Annotated in this window: 14 protein-coding genes; 8 read left to right on the top strand and 6 right to left on the bottom strand. The window is 70.3% G+C overall.

Annotated elements, in window-relative coordinates; all coding sequences use genetic code 11:
- Positions 1-85: 85 nt before the first annotated feature.
- The 3 genes from efeU to efeB are packed head-to-tail and all read left to right on the top strand — an operon-like array spanning position 86 to position 3,659.
- Entirely contained in the window at positions 86-1,069 is a 984-nt protein-coding gene (efeU, locus tag ACFWJ8_RS11545; RefSeq protein WP_378811477.1) for an iron uptake transporter permease EfeU, read from the top strand.
- A complete protein-coding gene (gene efeO / locus ACFWJ8_RS11540) occupies positions 1,066-2,295 on the top strand; it encodes an iron uptake system protein EfeO (protein WP_378811475.1) in 1,230 nt (409 codons plus the stop codon). Before efeU ends, efeO begins: the two co-directional genes overlap by 4 nt.
- The gene (efeB, locus tag ACFWJ8_RS11535) at positions 2,292-3,659 is read left to right on the top strand and encodes an iron uptake transporter deferrochelatase/peroxidase subunit (protein ID WP_378811473.1); all 1,368 of its coding nucleotides are present in this window, start codon (positions 2,292-2,294) and stop codon (positions 3,657-3,659) included. Before efeO ends, efeB begins: the two co-directional genes overlap by 4 nt.
- A gap of 65 nt (positions 3,660-3,724) precedes the next feature.
- Here efeB and ACFWJ8_RS11530 read toward each other — a convergent pair whose 3' ends face one another.
- The gene (locus tag ACFWJ8_RS11530; RefSeq protein ID WP_378811471.1) at positions 3,725-4,924 is read right to left on the bottom strand and encodes an oxygenase MpaB family protein; all 1,200 of its coding nucleotides are present in this window, start codon (positions 4,922-4,924) and stop codon (positions 3,725-3,727) included.
- Between the two features lie 169 nt (positions 4,925-5,093).
- Entirely contained in the window at positions 5,094-6,293 is a 1,200-nt protein-coding gene (locus ACFWJ8_RS11525; RefSeq protein WP_378811469.1) for an acyltransferase family protein, read from the bottom strand.
- Between the two features lie 202 nt (positions 6,294-6,495).
- On the opposite strand from ACFWJ8_RS11525, the gene ACFWJ8_RS11520 reads away from it, so the two are divergent.
- The 3 genes from ACFWJ8_RS11520 (at position 6,496) to ACFWJ8_RS11510 (ending at position 10,120) form a co-directional block, all read left to right on the top strand.
- Positions 6,496-7,599, top strand: a complete 1,104-nt coding sequence (locus tag ACFWJ8_RS11520; protein WP_378811467.1) for a hypothetical protein — start codon at positions 6,496-6,498, stop codon at positions 7,597-7,599.
- 126 nt (positions 7,600-7,725) lie between these two features.
- A complete protein-coding gene (locus ACFWJ8_RS11515) occupies positions 7,726-9,222 on the top strand; it encodes a carboxylesterase/lipase family protein (RefSeq protein ID WP_378811465.1) in 1,497 nt (498 codons plus the stop codon).
- A gap of 13 nt (positions 9,223-9,235) precedes the next feature.
- The gene (locus ACFWJ8_RS11510; RefSeq protein WP_378811463.1) at positions 9,236-10,120 is read left to right on the top strand and encodes an alpha/beta fold hydrolase; all 885 of its coding nucleotides are present in this window, start codon (positions 9,236-9,238) and stop codon (positions 10,118-10,120) included.
- A gap of 54 nt (positions 10,121-10,174) precedes the next feature.
- Here the strand turns inward: ACFWJ8_RS11510 and ACFWJ8_RS11505 are convergent, their stop codons facing one another.
- The 4 genes from ACFWJ8_RS11505 to ACFWJ8_RS11490 are packed head-to-tail and all read right to left on the bottom strand — an operon-like array spanning position 10,175 to position 15,518.
- On the bottom strand, positions 10,175-11,092 hold the full coding sequence (locus ACFWJ8_RS11505; RefSeq protein ID WP_378811462.1) for a carbohydrate ABC transporter permease: 918 nt from the start codon (positions 11,090-11,092) through the stop codon (positions 10,175-10,177).
- A complete protein-coding gene (locus ACFWJ8_RS11500; RefSeq protein ID WP_378811461.1) occupies positions 11,092-12,027 on the bottom strand; it encodes a carbohydrate ABC transporter permease in 936 nt (311 codons plus the stop codon). Before ACFWJ8_RS11500 ends, ACFWJ8_RS11505 begins: the two co-directional genes overlap by 1 nt.
- A gap of 1 nt (position 12,028) precedes the next feature.
- Positions 12,029-13,315, bottom strand: coding sequence for an ABC transporter substrate-binding protein (locus tag ACFWJ8_RS11495; protein WP_378811460.1), 1,287 nt, complete (start codon positions 13,313-13,315; stop codon positions 12,029-12,031).
- Between the two features lie 34 nt (positions 13,316-13,349).
- The gene (locus tag ACFWJ8_RS11490) at positions 13,350-15,518 is read right to left on the bottom strand and encodes an alpha-galactosidase (protein ID WP_378811459.1); all 2,169 of its coding nucleotides are present in this window, start codon (positions 15,516-15,518) and stop codon (positions 13,350-13,352) included.
- 122 nt (positions 15,519-15,640) lie between these two features.
- Here ACFWJ8_RS11490 and ACFWJ8_RS11485 point away from each other — a divergent pair, with 122 nt between their 5' ends.
- Positions 15,641-16,756, top strand: coding sequence for an ROK family protein (locus ACFWJ8_RS11485; RefSeq protein ID WP_378811457.1), 1,116 nt, complete (start codon positions 15,641-15,643; stop codon positions 16,754-16,756).
- Between the two features lie 197 nt (positions 16,757-16,953).
- Positions 16,954-18,159 (top strand): LLM class flavin-dependent oxidoreductase, encoded by a 1,206-nt coding sequence (locus tag ACFWJ8_RS11480; RefSeq protein WP_378811714.1) that lies wholly within the window; start codon positions 16,954-16,956, stop codon positions 18,157-18,159.
- The last annotated feature ends 1 nt before the right edge of the window (position 18,160 follow it).

Below are 18,160 nucleotides of genomic sequence, written 5' to 3'. Positions count from 1 at the left end.
ACGATGGATGTCGTCCCGAACGACGTCCCCGGCTGTGCCGGGTGCGACGGAGCGCCGCTCATCTGCTCGAACCTCAGGAATCCCCTTGCTCGCCACCTTCCTCATCGGCCTGCGCGAAGGCCTTGAAGCCGCGCTCGTCGTCGGCATCCTCGTCGCCTACGTCACCCGTCTCGACCGCCGGGACGTGCTGCCCCGGCTGTGGATCGGGATCGGCCTGGCCGTCGCCCTCGCCGTGGCGATCGGCGCGACCCTCACCTTCGGGTCGTACACGATGACCTTCCAGGGTCAGGAGATCCTGGGCGGGACGCTGTCGCTGCTGACCGTCGCCATGGTCACCTGGATGATCTTCTGGATGCAGAAGACCGCCCGCAACATGAAGCGGTCTCTCGAGGGCGGGCTCGACCGGGCGCTCGCCGTCGGAAGCCTGTGGGCGCTCGTCGCGATCGGCTTCGTGTCGGTCGCCCGCGAGGGCGTCGAGACGACGCTGCTGCTGTGGTCGATGGTGCAGTCGTTCGGCGACGCTCCCGCAGCGCTCGCCGGGGCCCTGCTGGGTCTCGGTCTCGCCGTCGTGCTCGGCTGGCTGCTCGCGCGCGGCATGCTGAAGCTCGACCTGCGCCGCTTCTTCGCCTGGACCGGCGGGTTCCTCATCATCGTCGCCGCCGGCGTGCTGGCGTACGCGATCCACGACCTGCAGGAGGCCGGAGTCCTCCCCGGGCCGTTCACCGAGGCGGCGCCCGTGGATGCCGCCACCGGTGCGGTACTCGTCGGCTGGGCCGCGTTCCCGTTCGGCTGGGCCTTCGACGTCACCGGCGCGATCCCGCCGGGATCCGTCCTCGCGACCGTGCTGCAGGCGACCATCGGCTTCATGCCGCGCATGTCGTGGATCCAGGTCGTCGCGTGGATCCTCTACGTCGCGATCGTCGGCGCCGTCTGGGCGCGCCGGCAGTTCTTCGCTCCGCGCAAGCCCGCCGCGACGGCATCCACGTCTCCCGCCGTCGAGCCGGCGACCGCTGCGCCCGCCGCCGTTCCGTCCTCGAATTCCGTCCTGTCCTCGCAAGGAGAAGCATGACCCCCCGCCGCCTGATCCCGGCCCTCGCCGTCACCGCGCTCGGCGCGCTCGCCCTGTCGGGCTGCGTCGCCAAGAGCGATGCCGCCGCCACCGACGCGCTGACCGTGTCGTCGACCGCCTCGGCCTGCGACGTGTCGGGCGATGCAGCCACGAGCGGCACCCTCACGTTCGACGTGAGCAACAAGGGCGACGACGTGACCGAGTTCTACCTGCTCGCCGAGGACGGCCTGCGGATCGTCGGCGAGGTCGAGAACATCGCGCCGGGCACGTCGCGCACGCTCACGCTCGTCGCGCAGCCGGGAGAGTACTTCACCGTCTGCAAGCCGGGCATGACCGGCGACGGCGTGGGCCGCGCCGCGTTCACCGTGTCGGGCGACACGGTGGCGCTGACCGGCGAGGACGCCGAGCAGAAGCAGCAGGCCGTCGACCTCTACGCCGCGTTCGTCAAGGACCAGGTCGGGCAGCTCGTGCCCGCCGTCTCGGACTTCGTCGCCGCGTACGAGTCCGGTGACGACGAGACCGCCCGCACGCAGTTCGCGCAGGTGCGCGCGTACTACGAGCGCATCGAGCCGGTGGCCGAGGCGCTGGGCGACCTCGACCCGCGCATCGACTACCGCGAAGTGGATGCCGTCGCCGAGGGCCTCGACTGGACGGGCTTCCACCGCATCGAGAAGGACCTGTGGGTGCCGGCTGCCGACGCGCTCAACGCCGACGGTGAGACCCCGGCGTGGCAGGACTGGGCGCCGTCGACGACCGACGAGCGCGCCGCCTACGGCGACCAGCTGATCGCCGATGTGCAGGAGCTCTACGACTACGTCCACGGCGACGACTTCGCCTCGACGCTCGCGGACCAGGGCATCGGCGGCATCTCGAACGGGGCCATCGCACTGCTCGACGAGGTCGCGACCGGCAAGATCCAGGGCGAGGAGGACTGGTGGTCGCACACCGACCTCTCGGACTTCGCCGCCAACGTCGAGGGCTCGAAGATGGCGTTCTCGCTGGTGCGCGACTTCGCCGAGGCTCAGGGTGACGACGGCGCGGCGCTCGCCGACGAGATCGACGGCGGTTACGCCGACCTCGAGGCCGCGCTCGCGCAGTACGGCTCGCTCGACGCCGGCTTCGTGTCGTACACCGATCTGTCGGACGACGACAAGCGCGAGCTGACCGACCTCATCAACGCGCTCGCCGAGCCGCTCGCGCAGCTCACGAACACCGTCCTGGCGTGACCGGCCCTTCGACAGGCTCAGGGACCGAGTTCCCGGGCTCAGAGACCGAGTTCCCGAACTCGGGGGCCGCGCCGTCGGCCGCTGAGCCTGTCGAGGCGCAGCGCCCGGGCGTCTCGCGCCGCGGGCTGTTCGGCCTCGCCATCGGCGCCGGGGCCGCAGGCCTGGCCATCGGCGCCGGAGCGGGGGCCGCAGCCGCCACCGCGATCGGCCGCGCGCAGGAGGCCGAGGCGGCGGCATCCGCCTACGACTTCTTCGGGAAGCACCAGGCGGGCATCACGACACCCGTGCAGGACCATCTGCACTTCGCGTCGTTCGACATGATGGCCCGCACCGACCGCGACGATCTCATCGCACTCCTGCAGGAGTGGTCGTACGCCGCGTCGCGCATGACGCAGGGGCTCGACGTCAGCGCCACGGGTGCGGTCGGCGGATCGCCCGAGGCGCCGCCGGACGACACCGGCGAGGCGCAGGGGCTCGCGGCGAGCGGCCTGACGATCACCTTCGGCTTCGGGCCCACCCTGTTCGAGAACGACGAGGGCGACCGCTACGGCATCGCCGCGCAGCGGCCGGCGCACCTGCAGAAGCTGCCCGCGTTCCTCGGCGACGACCTCGACCCCGAGCACTCCGGCGGCGACCTGTGCATCCAGGCGTGCGCCGACGACCCACAGGTCGCCGTGCACGCCATCCGCAACCTCAGCCGCATCGCCTTCGGGCGTGCGCGGCTACGCTGGTCGCAGCTGGGGTTCGGGCGCACATCGCGCACGACGGCGGCGCAGTCGACGCCGCGCAACCTGTTCGGCTTCAAGGACGGCACGGCCAACATCCTCGCGACCGACGACGCCGCACTGAACAAGAGCGTCTGGGTGGCGGCATCCGACGACCCGGCGTGGATGGCCGGAGGGTCGTATCTCGTGGCGCGCAAGATCGCGATGCTCGTCGAGACGTGGGACCGCGTGCGGCTCACCGAGCAGGAGTCGATCATCGGCCGCGACAAGGGCCCTGGTGCCCCGCTGTCGGGCGGCGACGAGTTCACCGAGCCCGACTTCGACGCGAAGGCGAAGGACGGCACCCCCGCGATCCCCGTCACGAGCCATGTGCGCCTCGCGCATCCGGACCTGAACAAGGGCATCCAGATCCTGCGGCGCGGCTACAACTTCGTCGACGGCAACAACGAGCTCGGCCGCCTCGATGCGGGCCTGTTCTTCCTGTCGTACCAGCGTTCGCCCGAGCAGTTCGTGACCGTCCAGCGCTCGCTGTCGACCGACGCGATGAACGAGTACATCCGTCACGTCGGCTCGGGCATCTGGGCGATCCCCGCAGGTGCCGCGCAGGGCTCGTACGTCGGGGCGGCGCTGTTCTCCTGAGGGATGCCGCAAGCCGCGATGCCAGGCGGTCAGGTCTGCACTGCACCCGCCCGGCACCGCATCGGTCACAGCCCCGGCCGGTTGATGTCGGGGATCGTGATCGGCGTCGTCGTGCCCGAGCCGCCGCGGTTGAGGAACGCCATCGCGAGTGCCCGCACGAACTGGTCGAACATGTAGAAGCCGATCGGGGCGATCGGCAGCAGACCCTCGCGGAAGGCGATGTACGCCGGCCAGCCGGTGCGGATCGTCGCCGCCGAGACATAGTCCCGCTTGAGGCCCAGCCAGTCACCGATGTCGTTGCCGAGCTGGTAGCGCACGAACTCGTTGAGGAACCCGCGGGTCACGCCGAGGTCGACCTGTGCGGTCAGACCGAGGAGGACCTCCGCGAGGTCCTGGCCTTCGGGCGTCCAGGCGAGCTTCGGCGTCAGGATCTGCGCCGCCTGCGAGTGGGCGGCCGCCCACGTCGCCGGGATGTACTCGTCGCGCACGCCCAGGAAATGCAGCGCGACCTGCCAGGCGTGCAGGAACGCGTCCTCGTCCGCGGCCGACATCGGCACCTTCCACTCCTTGAGCTTCTTGTGCGCGAAGGTGCCGGTGCTGTGGAACGTGACGAGGATGTCCTGGTTGCTGATCGGGATCGTCTCGTCGGCGACGGCCTTCCAGTACGGCGATCGGGGGAGCAGGTGCCGCACCGCGGCGTGCACCAGGCGGGTCTTGTTCGAGGTGACCGTGAACTGCCCCGTGCGCTCGAACGCGTCGATGTCGCTCAGGTCGTACCCGAACGTGAAGGTCTTCGCGGCGCGGTCCTGCATGTCGGCGCCGCCCTTGGACCAGTAGACGGACTTCGCCTCGCGCGGGATGACGGTGCTCATGATGCCGCCGCCGAGACCGTAGATGAGGAACAGGTAGGTGTCCTTGCGCCGGTTGAAGTCCGCCGCCCGGCGGAGCTTGGCCATGTCGGCCCACGCCGGCATGGCGGTGCTGCGCTGGAGGAACCCGGCGAGGTCGGCAGGCAGTCCGGCCGGCACGGGCTGGCCGTTGTCCACCCACGACGCGAGGGCGCCGTTGACGGCGGGCACCTGGCCGGAGTCGATGACGGTCGCCATGATCCGGTCGATCTCGTCGTCCCAGACCCACTGCGGATCGGTGCCGGCGCCGCTGCCGAGGACGGACCCGACGGGGGACCACGACCATGCGGCCCGGGGGAGGGCGACGCCCGCGAGGCCGAGCGCGGCCCCGAGCGTCAAGACAGAACGCCTGCTCATCTCAGGCATGGGGAACCTGCTTCCAGACAGGGATGGACCACGCCGCGACGACACCTTCGACGTCGTTCCCGCACCTTCTATCCATCCGGGACGAATGTGATTCGCCGTTAACATATGGGTGATGGGCGCGCCGCACAACCCCTCATCGCAAAGGGGTGTCGGAGAGGGATCAGCCGTTCTGGCGGGGATCGGGTGGCGGCATCCCGGATCCTCCGCGCGCAGCGCGCGGCTGCTCGCGCGGTCGCCTCGATCCCGTGGGATCGCTGCGGCGCCCCTCGCGCCGGGCGAGGGTCCGGTCGGCGAAGAGCCATGCCGGGCGAGGTTCCACGAGCGGCCGGAACACGCGCCGCACCGGCTTGGTCGCCAGCGCGAGCGCGATGAGGACCGAACCGACGACGACCAGCGGCAGCCACAGCCAGGTGGGCTCGGCGTTGCGCAGCAGGCCGTTCTCGCGGAACGGGTACAGCACGAACGAGTGCAGCAGGTAGACGTACATCGTGTACTGCCCGAAGTGCGTCCACCAGTGGGTGCCGCGGGGCACGAGGGCGAAGAACGCCGTCGCGAGCACCAGCGCGACCAGCATGAGGGCGAGGCGCACGCCGCCGGCCCACCACTGCGTGCCGCCGATCGACGCGTAGTTCTCGTCGTAGAACAGCCACTCGCGCAGGTTCATGTCGCGCCACTCGTCGACGAAGAACCACGCCGCCCATGCGGCGACGACGAAGAGGCCGAGCCCCGTCGCGAAGACCCACCACGGCCTCCGCACGAGCAGCTGCAGCCGCGCCACGACGTCGTGCTCGTTGAGCCACCAGCCCAGCGTGAAGAACGGGAGCAGGCCCAGCGTGCGCGACAGCGAGAACGTCGAGTCGATGTTCGGGAGGTACCCGGCGCCGATCGAGATGACGACCGTCCACAGCAGCGGCCAGCGCAGCAGCGCCAGGTACGGCAGCACGACCCGGAAGATGCCGAGGGCGAGCAGGAACCACAGCGTCCACGACGGCTCGGTGATGTTGGGGTTCGCCTGCCCCTCGACCAGCCACTTCGTGAGCGTCCACAGCCCCTCGAACACGAGGTACGGCACGAGGATGTCGGTGATCACGCGCGCCATCTGCGTCTTGGTCGGGGCGTCGGACTTGGAGAAGTACCCCGAGATGACGGCGAACGCGGGCATGTGGAACGCGTAGACGACCAGGTAGACGCTCAGCGCGATGTCGGAGTCGTACGTGAGCCGCTGCACCGCGTGTCCGAGCACAACGAGCACGATGCACGCGAAGCGGGCGTTGTCCCAGAAGGGCGTGCGCCGCCGCGGGCGGGCGATCGCCCCGGTGGTCGGGGCGGTCGCGGGGGGTCTGGCGTCGTGGCCGGTCATGGTCACCTCCGGGCGCAGACCAGACTAGGCGACCGCGGTCCCGCTCGCCGCCGAGGGACACGCGTGGCGCCCCCGGGCAGGCACTCGACACGCCATGGTTCGCGGATTCGGCGTTTTCTCAGCTTTCCCATAGGGTCGGTCCGCGGCGGACCCGTCGCGAGCTGATGAGAGTGCCGCGCAAGCGGCTCGAGGAGGATGCAGGATGGCCGGAATCGCGACTCGTGCGCGAGTGACCGTGGCAGCTGTCGTGGCGGGCGTGATGCTCGCCATCGGTGCGAGCGGGGCCGCGTGGGCGGACCCGATGGATGACCTGATCACGGTCGACGGATCGCTCAGTGCCGCTGTCGACGCGTTCGCCACGGTCTACTCGGACCAGACGGCGTCCAACGAGGATGCCGCCGCCGCCGCGGAGACCTTCCAGACGGCCGCCGAGTCCGCGCAGACCGACTTCCAGTCGATCGCTGACGAGGCCACCGACGCCGAGCTCGCCGGCTACGCGGAGGACTTCGCGGGTGAGGCCGGCGACATGGCGGCCGCGGCGGGCGACATCGCCGGCGCACTCGGTGCGGAGGACGTCGACGCGCTCTCGCAGGCCGAGACCGATCTGTCCGCCGCCATGGACGCGTACTCCGCGAGCGCCGATGCCTACAACGCCTACCTCGCCACGGTGCCCGTCTCGCCGTTGGCCGACCCGGCCTTCGTCGGCTGGCTGATCGTGCTGGCCGTCGCGGTCGTCTTCCTGATCCTGGCGCTGGTGTTCGCGCTGGTCACGCGCAAGCACCAGGGCCTGCTCCCGGCCAAGCCGGACAAGAAGGGCGCCATGCAGCAGACGTCGCTGCAGCGGCTGCGCTGGATGGTCGTGCTGTGGGCCGGCGTGTTCGTCGTCGGCGCGGCGATCCCGTTCTTCCAGGTCGCCTTCGCCCAGCCGGACGCGAACGGCGAGTACACGTACAACGTGTTCTGGTACCCGCTCGCCGCGGGCGTCGTCCTGTCGATCGTGGGTCTCGTGCAGTACTTCGTCGCCGCCGCGACCGTGCGCCGCGAGGGCTCCGCGCCGCTGTACGACCCCAACGACCCGTTCCCGCTCGCGGCCGGCGCGCCCGCGGTCGCGACCGCTCCCGCCACCTCGGCAGAGGGTGCGACGGCGGTTCCCGTTCCTGTCGCCGCACCCGCAGCTCCGGTCGAAGCGGCGCCGGCCGTTCCCGTTCCCGTTCCCGTCGGCGTTGCGTCGCCCGCCGTGCAGCCTGAGCCCACCGGCGGCGCATCGGAGCCGCAGCCGGCGACGGTCGCCGAGTCGCAGGACTGACGCCCCGACATGCCGCACGGCCCGCGTCCTCGGACGTGGGCCGTGCGTGTCCCTGCTTGACACCGAGTCCCACGCTGGCTGAGTCTGAGTACGAGCGTGCCGCGGGTGCCGCGCAAAGGGGATGACATGACGGATGCCGCCACCGGGACCGGAGCGACGGCCGCTGCCGCGCGTCCCGTCGTGACCATCTCGACCGGCGCCGTGCGCGGCACGCGCGACGGCGCGCTGGACCGGTTCCTCGGCATCCCGTACGCGGCGCCGCCGGTCGGCGACCTGCGGTTCCGTCCTCCCGCGCCGCCGGCGGCGTGGGAGGGGGAGCGGGATGCCGCGGCCTTCGGCCCGACCGCCCCGCAGCGCCCGTACGCCCCGGCGATCGCCCGCTACCTCGGCTCGGTGGAGGTGCCCGGCGACGACATCCTGACGGTCAACGTGTGGACGCCGGCCGATCGCGGCCCGGACGCGGCGCTGCCCGTGCTCGTCTTCGTGCACGGCGGCGCGCTCACGCGGGGAGCTGCCGCGCTGCCCACGTACGACGGCGAGAGGTTCGCGCGCCACGGCATCGTGTTCGTGTCGGTCCAGTACCGGCTCGGGCAGGAGGGGTTCGCGGTGCTCGACGGCGTGCCGCAGAACCTGGGCGTGATCGACCAGCAGGAGGCGCTGCGCTGGGTGCGTCGCGAGATCGCCGCGTTCGGCGGCGACCCGGCGCGGGTGACGGCGATGGGACATTCGGCGGGCGCCAACACGCTCACCGCGCTGCTGGCGCTGCCGCACGCGAAGGAGCTGTTCGACCGGGCGATCCTCCAGTCGGGGCCGCTCGTCGCGCAGCCGCCGAAGAAGGCCGGGCGCATGACGCGCGAGATCGCGAAGCGGCTGAAGACGCCGCTGACGCGCGCGGGATTCGCCGCCGTGCCGGCGGACGACCTCGTCGCGCAGCAGACCGAGGTGGCAGCCGGCGGTTCACCGCTCGGCGGAGGCCCGACGGTGGCGCTGGCGATCGGCGGCGAGGCCGTGCCGCGCAATCCGCTCGACGCACTCCTCGCGGGGCAGGGGCGCGCGGTCCCCGTGCTCATCGGCTCGACGAGCGAGGAGTACCGGCTGTGGCTCGTGCCCTCGGGCGCGGTCGACAAGCCCGGCTGGCCGACGGTGACGCTCGCGCGCCTGGCCGCGCGGGTTCCTGCCCGAGTGGTCCGTGCGCATCGCGCGCGGCGTCCTGACGCGCTGCCGGGCGAGGTACTCGGCGAGGTCATGACCGACATGCTGCTGCGCGGCCCGATCACGAGGTTCGCCGACAGCCGCGCCTCCGCCGCGGGTGCCGCGCCGACCTGGGTGTACGAGTTCCGCTGGAAGAGCCCCGTCGACCGCCTCGGCGCGGCACATGTCATGGAGCTCGGCTTCGTGTTCGACCGCCTCTCCGAGCCCGACGCGATCGGCATCGGCGGCCCCGACGGCCCGCAGGCGCTCGCCGACGCGATGCACGGCGCGTGGGTGTCGTTCGTGGTCGACGGCGACCCGGGGTGGACGCCCTGGTCGGCCCGGCGCCCGGTGCAGGCGTTCGACGCCGACGGCGGACACATCGACTACGCGCCGCGCCAGGACGAGCTGGAGGGTCTTCCCGAGCGGTAGTGTCGCACTCGCGATGACGACGATCGACGACGCGCTGCAGCGCGACCAGGCTCTCCCCGACTTCGACTGGCACGTCTTCCCCGACGGCACCGAGCGGGACGTGTTCCCCGCTCCGAGCGGCGGCCTCGCGCGCGTGCGGCTCGGTGACCCGGATGCTCCGCGGGTGGTCCTGGTGCCCGGCGTCGCCGGATCGAAGGAGGACTTCGTCCTGATGTTCCCGCTGTTCGCGGCGGCCGGGTACCGCGTGGAGTCCTACGACATCGCGGGTCACTACGGATCGGTGGATGCCGGTCCCCACCGCCTCGTCCCGCCGCGCGAACACTACGACTATCCGCTGTTCGTCGACGACCTCATCGCGATCCTCGAGGACGGCGGCCCCGCCCACGTCCTCGGGTACAGCTTCGCGGGGGTCGTCACCGAGCTGGCCCTCGTGGCGCGCCCCGATCTGTTCCGCAGCCTGACACTAATGTCGGCGCCGCCGGCGACGGGTCAGGTGTTCCGCGGCGTCAAGCACATCGGGCCGATCTCCGACATGTCGCCGCACCGCGCGGCGGGGCTCATCCTGTGGGGCATCCGCTACAACCTCAACCGCACGCCGCCCGGACGCATCGCCTTCGTGCGGGAGCGCCTCGGCGTCACCGGACGCCCGTGCATCGACGACGTCGTCGGCCTCATGATGACGACGCCCGACATGACGGACGAGGTCGCGGCCGCCGGCATCCCGAAGCTCATCGCGGTCGGCGAGCAGGATCTGTGGCCGCAGGCGCAGCATGACCAGTACGCGGCCCGCATCGGCGCGCGCGTCGCGACGTACCCTACCGGCCACGCGCCGTGCGAGACCGCGCCGCACCAGCTCGCGCGCGACATGCTGGCGCTGTTCGCCGACGCGAACGGCTGAGCGGATGCCGGAGTCCTCGGCATCCGCTCTCCGGGCGGCTGCCCGGGATCCGCGTCACTTGATGGATCCGCGCGTGACGCCCGAGATCACCCAGCGCTGGCTGAAGATGTACACGATGAGCAGCGGCGCCATCGCCATCAGGTAGGACGCGAAGGCCACGGTGTAGTCGGTGTTGAACTGGCCTTGGAACACGTACTGCGCGAGGGGCAGCGTGCGCGCCGACGGCTCGGTCAGCACCACCAGGGGCATGATGAAGTCGTTCCATGCCCACACGCACGTGAGGATGCCGACGGTGGCGTTCATCGGCATGAGCAGCGGGAAGATCACCTGCCAGAACACGCGCCACGTCGAAGCGCCGTCGACCCGCGCCGCTTCCTCGAGCTCGATCGGGATCGATCGTATGTACGCGGTGTAGATGAAGATGTTCAGCGACAGCCCGTAGATCGTGTAAAGGATGATCATGCCGGCCTGGTTGTCGAGCCCCAGGATCGAGGTCTGCTTCACCAACGGCAGCATGATGATCGGGAACGGGATGAACAGGGCGGCCAGCAGATAGAAGAACACGCCCTTGAAGAACGGCCGGTGGATGTTGCGTGCCAGTGCGTACGCGACGATCGAGCTCGTCAGCAGCGTGAAGACGACGGAGCCGACGGTGATGATCGCCGTGTTCAGCAGCGCCTGCGGGAAGCTCGTGCGCACCCAGGCGTCCGCGAAGTTCTCCCAGCGGATCGGGTTGGGCAGTTCGAACCCGGTGCCATCCGTGAGCTGCTCGGGCGTCTTGAGCGCGACGACCACGGCGAGGTAGAGGGGGATCAGCACGGTCAGCGAGCACACCGCGATGAGCGCGGTGGCCCACCAGTTGGTCTTGCGCGTGTCGTCGTCGGTCTCGCCGCGGCGCTTGCGGCGGCCGTTCGCCGTGACGGCGTCGGCCTCCTGCTGGAGCTGGGACGCGGTGTTGGTCATGGTGGTCATCAGAAGTCGGCCTCTCTGCGCTGAAGGACCCGGAACTGCAGGAGCGAGACGACCGTGATGACGATGAAGAAGATCACCGCGTTGGCCGTCTGGTAGGCGAACTCGCCGCCCGAGAAGCCGCCCCGGAAGATGAGCAGCGTCACCGATTCGGTCGCCGTGCCCGGGCCGCCGTTGGTGAGGGCGACGATCGGGTCGAAGACCTGGAGGAACCCCTTGAGGCTCAGCACCACGTTGATGGTGAAGAACGCCCCGATGAGCGGGAACGTGATCGACCGGAACTGCCGCCAGGCGCTCGCGCCGTCCAGCGAGGACGCCTCGTAGAGCTCGGACGGGATCGTCTGCAGCCCGGACAGGTAGATGATGATCGCGAATGCGCACGCCTGCCAGACGGCGAGCGCCACGATCGCCGTCCACGCCCACGTCTCGTTGGTCAGGATGTTGTCGCGGAACAGCGGGATGCCCGAGAGGATCTTCGGAAGCGAGTTCGAGAAGAAGAATTGGAAGACGTAGCCGATCACGAGGATCGCGAGGATGTAGGGCACGAAGTACACCCCGCGCCAGAAGTTGCGCGCCCTGATCTTCGCGTTCAGCCCCAGGGCGATCGCGAGGGAGAACACGTTCGTGAGGATCGTCGCGACGATCGCGAACAGGAACGAGAACCCGTATGCCTGCAGCACCCGGTCGTCGCGGAACAGGTTGAGGTAGTTCGACAGGCCCACGAAGTTCCATCCGCCGTAGCCGGCGTAGTTCGTGAAGCTGAAGAAGATGCCCACCACGACGGGCAGCGTGTGGAACGCCGCGAACGCGATGACCGCGGGCCACACCATCCAGTAGTAGGCGGGGAGGGCGCGCGACGAGTCTGTGCGCGTGCGTGAGGCTCGACTGCGGGTGGTGCCGGCCGGTGTGGACCGAACCGCCTGAGTGATGGTCGCCATGTCATTCTCCCGTCACGGGAATCGTGCGGGCGGCCACCTTGGCCCACTCGCGATCGAGGGTCTGGAGCGCCTTCTCGGCGTCGCCGTCGAAGAGGAACTGCTGGTCGGTCGGGATCAACGGGATCGCCGGCGGGATCTGATGGTCGATGAAGCCGGTGATCCTGCCGTCCTCGAAGTACGGGCGCACCGACTGCAGTGCGGGGTCGTCGCTGAGCTCGGCGCCCTCGACGGAAGGGACCATGTTCTGCGACGCCGCGAAGCGCTCGATCACCTCGGGCTGGAAGACGTAGTCGATGAATCGCATCGCCGCCTCGTTCTTGGGATTGTCCTTGCCCAGGGTGAAGACGACGTCCACCCCTGAGACCAGAAGGCTCTTGTCGGGCTCGTCGGTGGGGTAGGGGAAGATCCCCATGCGGATGTCGGGGTTCACCTGCTTGATCGGGTTCGTGGCCCAGATCCCCTGCAGCAGCATCGCCGACTCGCCCCGCGCGAACGCCGCGTTGCCGTCGTCGTAGGTCTTGCCTCGATAGCCGTCCTGCATGTAGGAGTACAGCTGCTGCTGCCGGTCCATCGCCTCGGAGAAGTCCTTCTCGAACGACACGTCGGAGTCGGGGCCGACATCAGCGCCTTCCTCGCGCATCTTGTCGAAGAACCCGTCCTGCGCGGGGTAGGCGCCGAGGGCGTTCCACGACGGGATGCCGGTCCACGAGTCGCCGAGGGTGCCGTAGAACGGTTGGATACCGGCATCGGTCAGCGCATCGCAGACCGCGATGAACTCGTCCCAGGTCTGGGGGACCTCGAGGCCCTGCTCCTCGAAGATGTCCTGGTTGTAGATCACGCCGTTGGCGTTGTTGACGTAGCCGAGGCCGTTCACCTCGTCGCCATGGGTGCCGAGGTCGGCGAGGATCTCCTGCACGGCCGGGTTGATCGTCTGCAGCACAGGCTCGTCGGAGAAGTCGTAGAAGACACCTGCCTGGGCGAGCCTGCCGAAGTTGCCGTTGGCGTTGAGCGTGATGACATCGGGCACGCGATCCTTCACGAGCAGCGTGCGGATCGCGGTGTCGGCATCGGCGACCTGGTTCTGGACGACCTTGATATCGGGGTTCTCAGCCTCGAAGTCAGCGATGATCTCGTTGAAGTCCTCGAGCGCCTCGCCCTTGAACTGGAAGAAGTTCAGGGTCGTCACACCGTCGGCCGGGTTCTGGGCGCAGCCGCCGACGGCGACGGCTGCGGCGGCGACGAACGCGACCGCGAGCGGCCTGATCCATCGTCGTTGAGTGGTTCTCATCGTGCGCCTCCTTGCGCGTGGGGTGTGGGGAGTCTCAGTCCTCGGCGGTGAGTTCGAGCACCATCGCCTGCTGCGGACGCTGGACGGGTGGGCGCACGCCCACTTCGGCGAGCTCCAGCCCGGTCATGACGGGTGAGGACGACGTCCATTCGAGGGCCGACTGGCCGGCCTCCTCGTCGTCCCGCATGACGACGCGAAGGCGGTAGATGCGGCTGGGGTCGAGTCCCGGCATCCGGATGCGGCCCGGCGGGTAGGCGGCGCTCGTCGCCGTCTGCACGACGGTGAAGACCGCGGATGCGGCGTCCGCCGCGACGATGCCGCGCACGTCGATGCCCGGTTCGATGTCGTCCACGTGGACGACCCGCCCGGAGGCGATGAGCGGGCGCAGTCTCTTGGCGAGCGCGACCCACCGGGCGACCGCGGCGCGACCGGCTTCGTCGAGCGTCGTCAGGTCCCACTCGATGCCGAAGTGGCCGAACAGCGCGACCGCCCCGCTCAGTCCGAGCGGGACCGTCCGGCCCGACGAGTGGACCACGGGACTCGTGAGGTGCATGCCCAGCATCTCGGGTGGCACGACGATCCCGGTGTGCTTCTGGTTGTCGAGCCGCTCCAGCGGATCAAGGCTGTCGCTGGTCCAGACGCGATCCGTGCGATCGAGGATCCCGAGATCCACGCGAGCGCCGCCTGATGCGCAGCTCTCGATCTCGAGCCCGGGGTGTGCGGACTTCAGCTCGTCGAGCAGGCGGTAGACGGCGAGCGTGTGCTCGTGCACGCGGGCACCGCCGGCCGGGCCGCTCGCCGCATCGACGAGATCGCGGTTGTGGTCCCACTTGAGATAGGCGATGGGGTAGTCGTCCAGAAGCGCGTGCAGTCGCCCGGCGATGTGGGCGTACGCATCGGGGTTCGACAGGTCGAGGACCTGCTGCTGGCGCGCTGACGGCGGCAGTGCCATCCGCCCGCGCAGGATCCACTCCGGATGCTGCCGCGCGAGGTCGCTGGCGGGATTGACCATCTCGGGCTCGACCCACAGGCCGAACTCCATGCCGAGAGTCCGCACGTGGTCCACGAGGGGATGAAGGCCATCGGGCCACACCTCGCCGTCGACCGTCCAGTCGCCGAGGCCGGCGGTGTCGTCGCGGCGCCCCTCGAACCAGCCGTCGTCGAGCACGAAGCGCTCGACGCCCACCGCGGCGGCAGCATCGGCCAGCGCGGTGAGGCGCTCCAGCGAGTGGTCGAAGTAGACGGCCTCCCACGTGTTCAGCGTGACCGGGCGAGACCGTCGAGGATGCTGCGGCCGAGCACGCCACTCGTCGTGGAAGCGCCCCGACAATTCGGTCAGGCCGTCGCCCCACGATCCGATCACCCAGGGGGAGCCGTACGATCCGCCGGCCGGGAGCACGATCTCACCGGGAAGCAGGAGCTCCCCGCCGGCGAGGAACGCGTCGCCGGTGACGCTGCGTTCCGCGACGACGCGGTGGTTGCCGCTCCACGCCACGTGGAGGCCGTGCACGCGCCCTCGCTCGAACCCGAACGCCGGCCTTCCCGCTGCGACGAGGATCGCCGCGTCCGCGCCGGTGCGCCCGCGACGGCTCTCGCGCACGTGGGTGCCGAGCGTGAAGCGGTGCCGCTGCGGCGACCGTTCGCGCAGGTGGTGCCCGGTGGTGTCGAAGAGCTCGGTGGCATCCCACGGCACAGGGAACGTCGGCTGGAGCGTTTGCAGGGTGTAAGCCGTCGCTCCGGTGTTGCGGACGGTGACCCGCTGGTGGAGCAGTCCGCTCGGACCCACCCGCAGTTCCACGCGAACGGCGAGCCCCGCCTCGGCGTCGGCGAGGGCGATGCTCGCACGGTGCTCGCCGGCCTGCGCGTCCGCGAGCGCGAGCCGGATGCCGACGCCCGAGCCTTCACGGTGACCCTCGAGGGCGGGCGTGCCCAGCCATCCTTCCGCCGCCGTGGGGACGAGCGAGAGTGCGGGAGTGGAGTCCAGACCGCCTGAGACGCGCTGGGCGCGTGCGGCGATCCCGAGCGCGTGCAGCGTGTCGGGGGTGGAGCCGTGCAGTGCTGCGCCCCAGTGCACGATCGCCGGCGCCGGCGAGGCATCCAGGTCGACGACCACGCTCGTTCCGCCTCGCGTGAGGTGGATCAGGCGCGGCGCGGGGGCCGCGACGGTGCGCTCGGCGTCGAGCATCGGGTCGGTGCTGTGCATGGGTTAGTTCTACCACGGAAATAATAACAGGGCAAGGGTGGGCCGCACGGGCGTGCAACCCGCGGATGCCGGCCTGATTCGTGCCAGAATGAAAACATTGCCCGGTGTGGAGGGAGCGGCCGATGCTGACGGACAGTGAACGCGCACTTGCGCGCGCCGTGCTCATTCACGGCCCTATCGCTCGCAGCGCGCTGACGAACCGTCTCGGCCTGTCGCCGGCGAGTCTCACGCGGCTGGCCAAGCCGTTCCTCGACAAGGGCTACCTCGTCGAGCTGGACGACCTCGCCGACGGGTCGGTGGGCCGCCCGGTGCGCCCGCTCGACGTCGCTCCCGGCCTCGGCCGGTTCGGAGGGGTCAAGATCACCGGCGACGCGATCGAAGTCGTCGTGACCGATATCCGCGCGGGCCTCCTGGCGCGGCGTGCCGAGGTGCTCGACACTCACGAGCCCGGCGCGGTCGCCGCCCAGATCGCCGTCGCGATCCGCGCACTGGAGTCCGACCCGCTCGTCGGTGTCGGAGTCGCGCTGGGTGGCGCCGTCGAGGGGGGCACCGTGAGCTACGCCCCCTTCCTGGGGTGGGAGGACGTCGCGTTCGCGGCGATCCTCGAGCGCGAACTCGGCGTGCCGGTCGCGCTCGAGAACGACCTCGTCGCCCTGGCTGAGGCCGAGCGCTGGTTCGGGCGAGGCCGCGGCATCGCGGGATTCGTCGTGCTCACCATCGGCGCGGGTGTCGGGTACGGGCTCGTCGTCGGCGGCGAAGTGGTGCGCTCGGCCGAAGCGGGGCTCGGGCTGGGAGGTCACATCCCGCTGAGCGACAGCGGACCGCTGTGCCACGAGGGTCATCGCGGCTGCTCGCAGGCGATGCTCACGTCGGGATCGATCGCCGCCCAGGTGTCGGCGGCACTGCAGCGACCGGTCGCCTATGCGGAGGCCCTGGAGCTCGCCGTCGCCGGCGAGCCTGCCGCGGTCGCGGTGGTCGAGGCTGCGGCGGACGCGCTGGGCCGATTCATCGCCCTCGCGGCCAATCTCACGTTCCAGAGCGCGGCGGTCCTGGCGGGCGAGGGGATCGGGCTCTTCTCGATCGCCGAGGATCGCGTGCGGGCCGCCGTCGCCGCCGGTCGGGATCCGCGGGCGGAGCCGGTGCGACTGTTCATCGACGACTCCGGCTTCACGGCGTGGGCGCGCGGGGCCGCCGCTGTCGCGATCCAGGCCGCGGTCGACCGCCTGCGGCTGGACTGACGCGGCGCTGAGCGGTCCGATCACCGTGAGCTGCACGCCGGAGCGGCGGCTGCGTTGCGGGCACCGGGCATCTGCCTTCGCGCCTGGCGGAATAATCTTGGTGCGAACGCGTTGCACGAGATACATTCATTTGCATAGACCTTCACAAAAGGGGAAGCGGAGAAGCGATCGTGAGCGAGAGCACCACCTGGCAGGGCATGCAGTTCGGCATCTTCTCGGTGAGCGACATCACCGAGGACCCCACGACGGGCAAGACCCCGAGTGAGGCCGAGAAGATCCGCAACGCGGTGACCCTGGCAAAGCACGCCGAAGAGGTGGGGCTGGACGTCTTCGCCATCGGCGAGCACCACAACCCGCCGTTCTGGTCGTCGTCGCCCACGACGACGCTCGCGTACATCGCGGGCCAGACCGAGCGCCTCATCCTGTCGACGGCGACCACGCTCATCACCACGAACGACCCGGTGCGCATCGCGGAGGACTACGCGATGCTGCAGCACGTGTCGGGCGGGCGCATGGACCTCATGCTCGGCCGCGGCAACACCGGTCCGGTCTACCCGTGGTTCGGCAAGGACATCCGCCAGGGCCTGCCGCTCTCGATCGAGAGCTACAACCTGCTGCACCGCCTGTGGCGTGAGGACGTCGTGGACTGGGAGGGCCAGTTCCGCACGCCCCTGCAGGGCTTCACGGCCACCCCGCGTCCGCTCGACGGCGTCGCGCCGTTCGTGTGGCACGGCTCGATCCGGACGCCCGAGATCGCCGAGCAGGCCGCGTACTACGGCGACGGCTTCTTCGCGAACAACATCTTCTGGCCCAAGGAGCACTACCAGCGGCTCATCCAGCTGTACCGCCAGCGCTACGCGCACTATGGACACGGCACCCCCGAGCAGGCGATCGTCGGCCTCGGCGGCCAGGTGTTCATGGCGGCCAAGTCGCAGGACGCGGTGAACCAGTTCCGCCCGTACTTCGACAACGCGCCCGTCTACGGCCACGGCCCGTCGCTGGAGGACTTCAGCGAGATGACGCCCCTCACGGTCGGCTCGCCGCAGCAGGTCATCGACCGCTACGCCGCCATGCGCGAGACGTTCGGCGACTACCAGCGCCAGCTGTTCCTCGTCGACCACGCCGGCCTGCCGCTGAAGACCGTGCTCGAGCAGCTCGACATCCTGGGTGGCGAGGTCGTGCCGGTGCTCCGCAAGGAGCTGCAGAAGGACCGTCCCGTCGACGTGCCCGACGCCCCGACCCACGCAGGCCTCGTGACGGCGAAGTACGGCGACGGACCGGCCCGCCAGGCCGTCCCCGGCGCGAACCGCGGCGACAACCTCACCGCCGGATCGCCGTACCAGGACGCCGGTGCCGTGGCCCCCGCGGGCGCCGCGTTCGGTCTCGGCCGGAAGGAGGCGTGAG

The organism is Microbacterium sp. NPDC058389 (assembly GCF_042722305.1).
In the GTDB taxonomy this organism is placed as follows: domain Bacteria; phylum Actinomycetota; class Actinomycetes; order Actinomycetales; family Microbacteriaceae; genus Microbacterium.
This window is presented reverse-complemented; position numbering and strand designations above follow the sequence as displayed.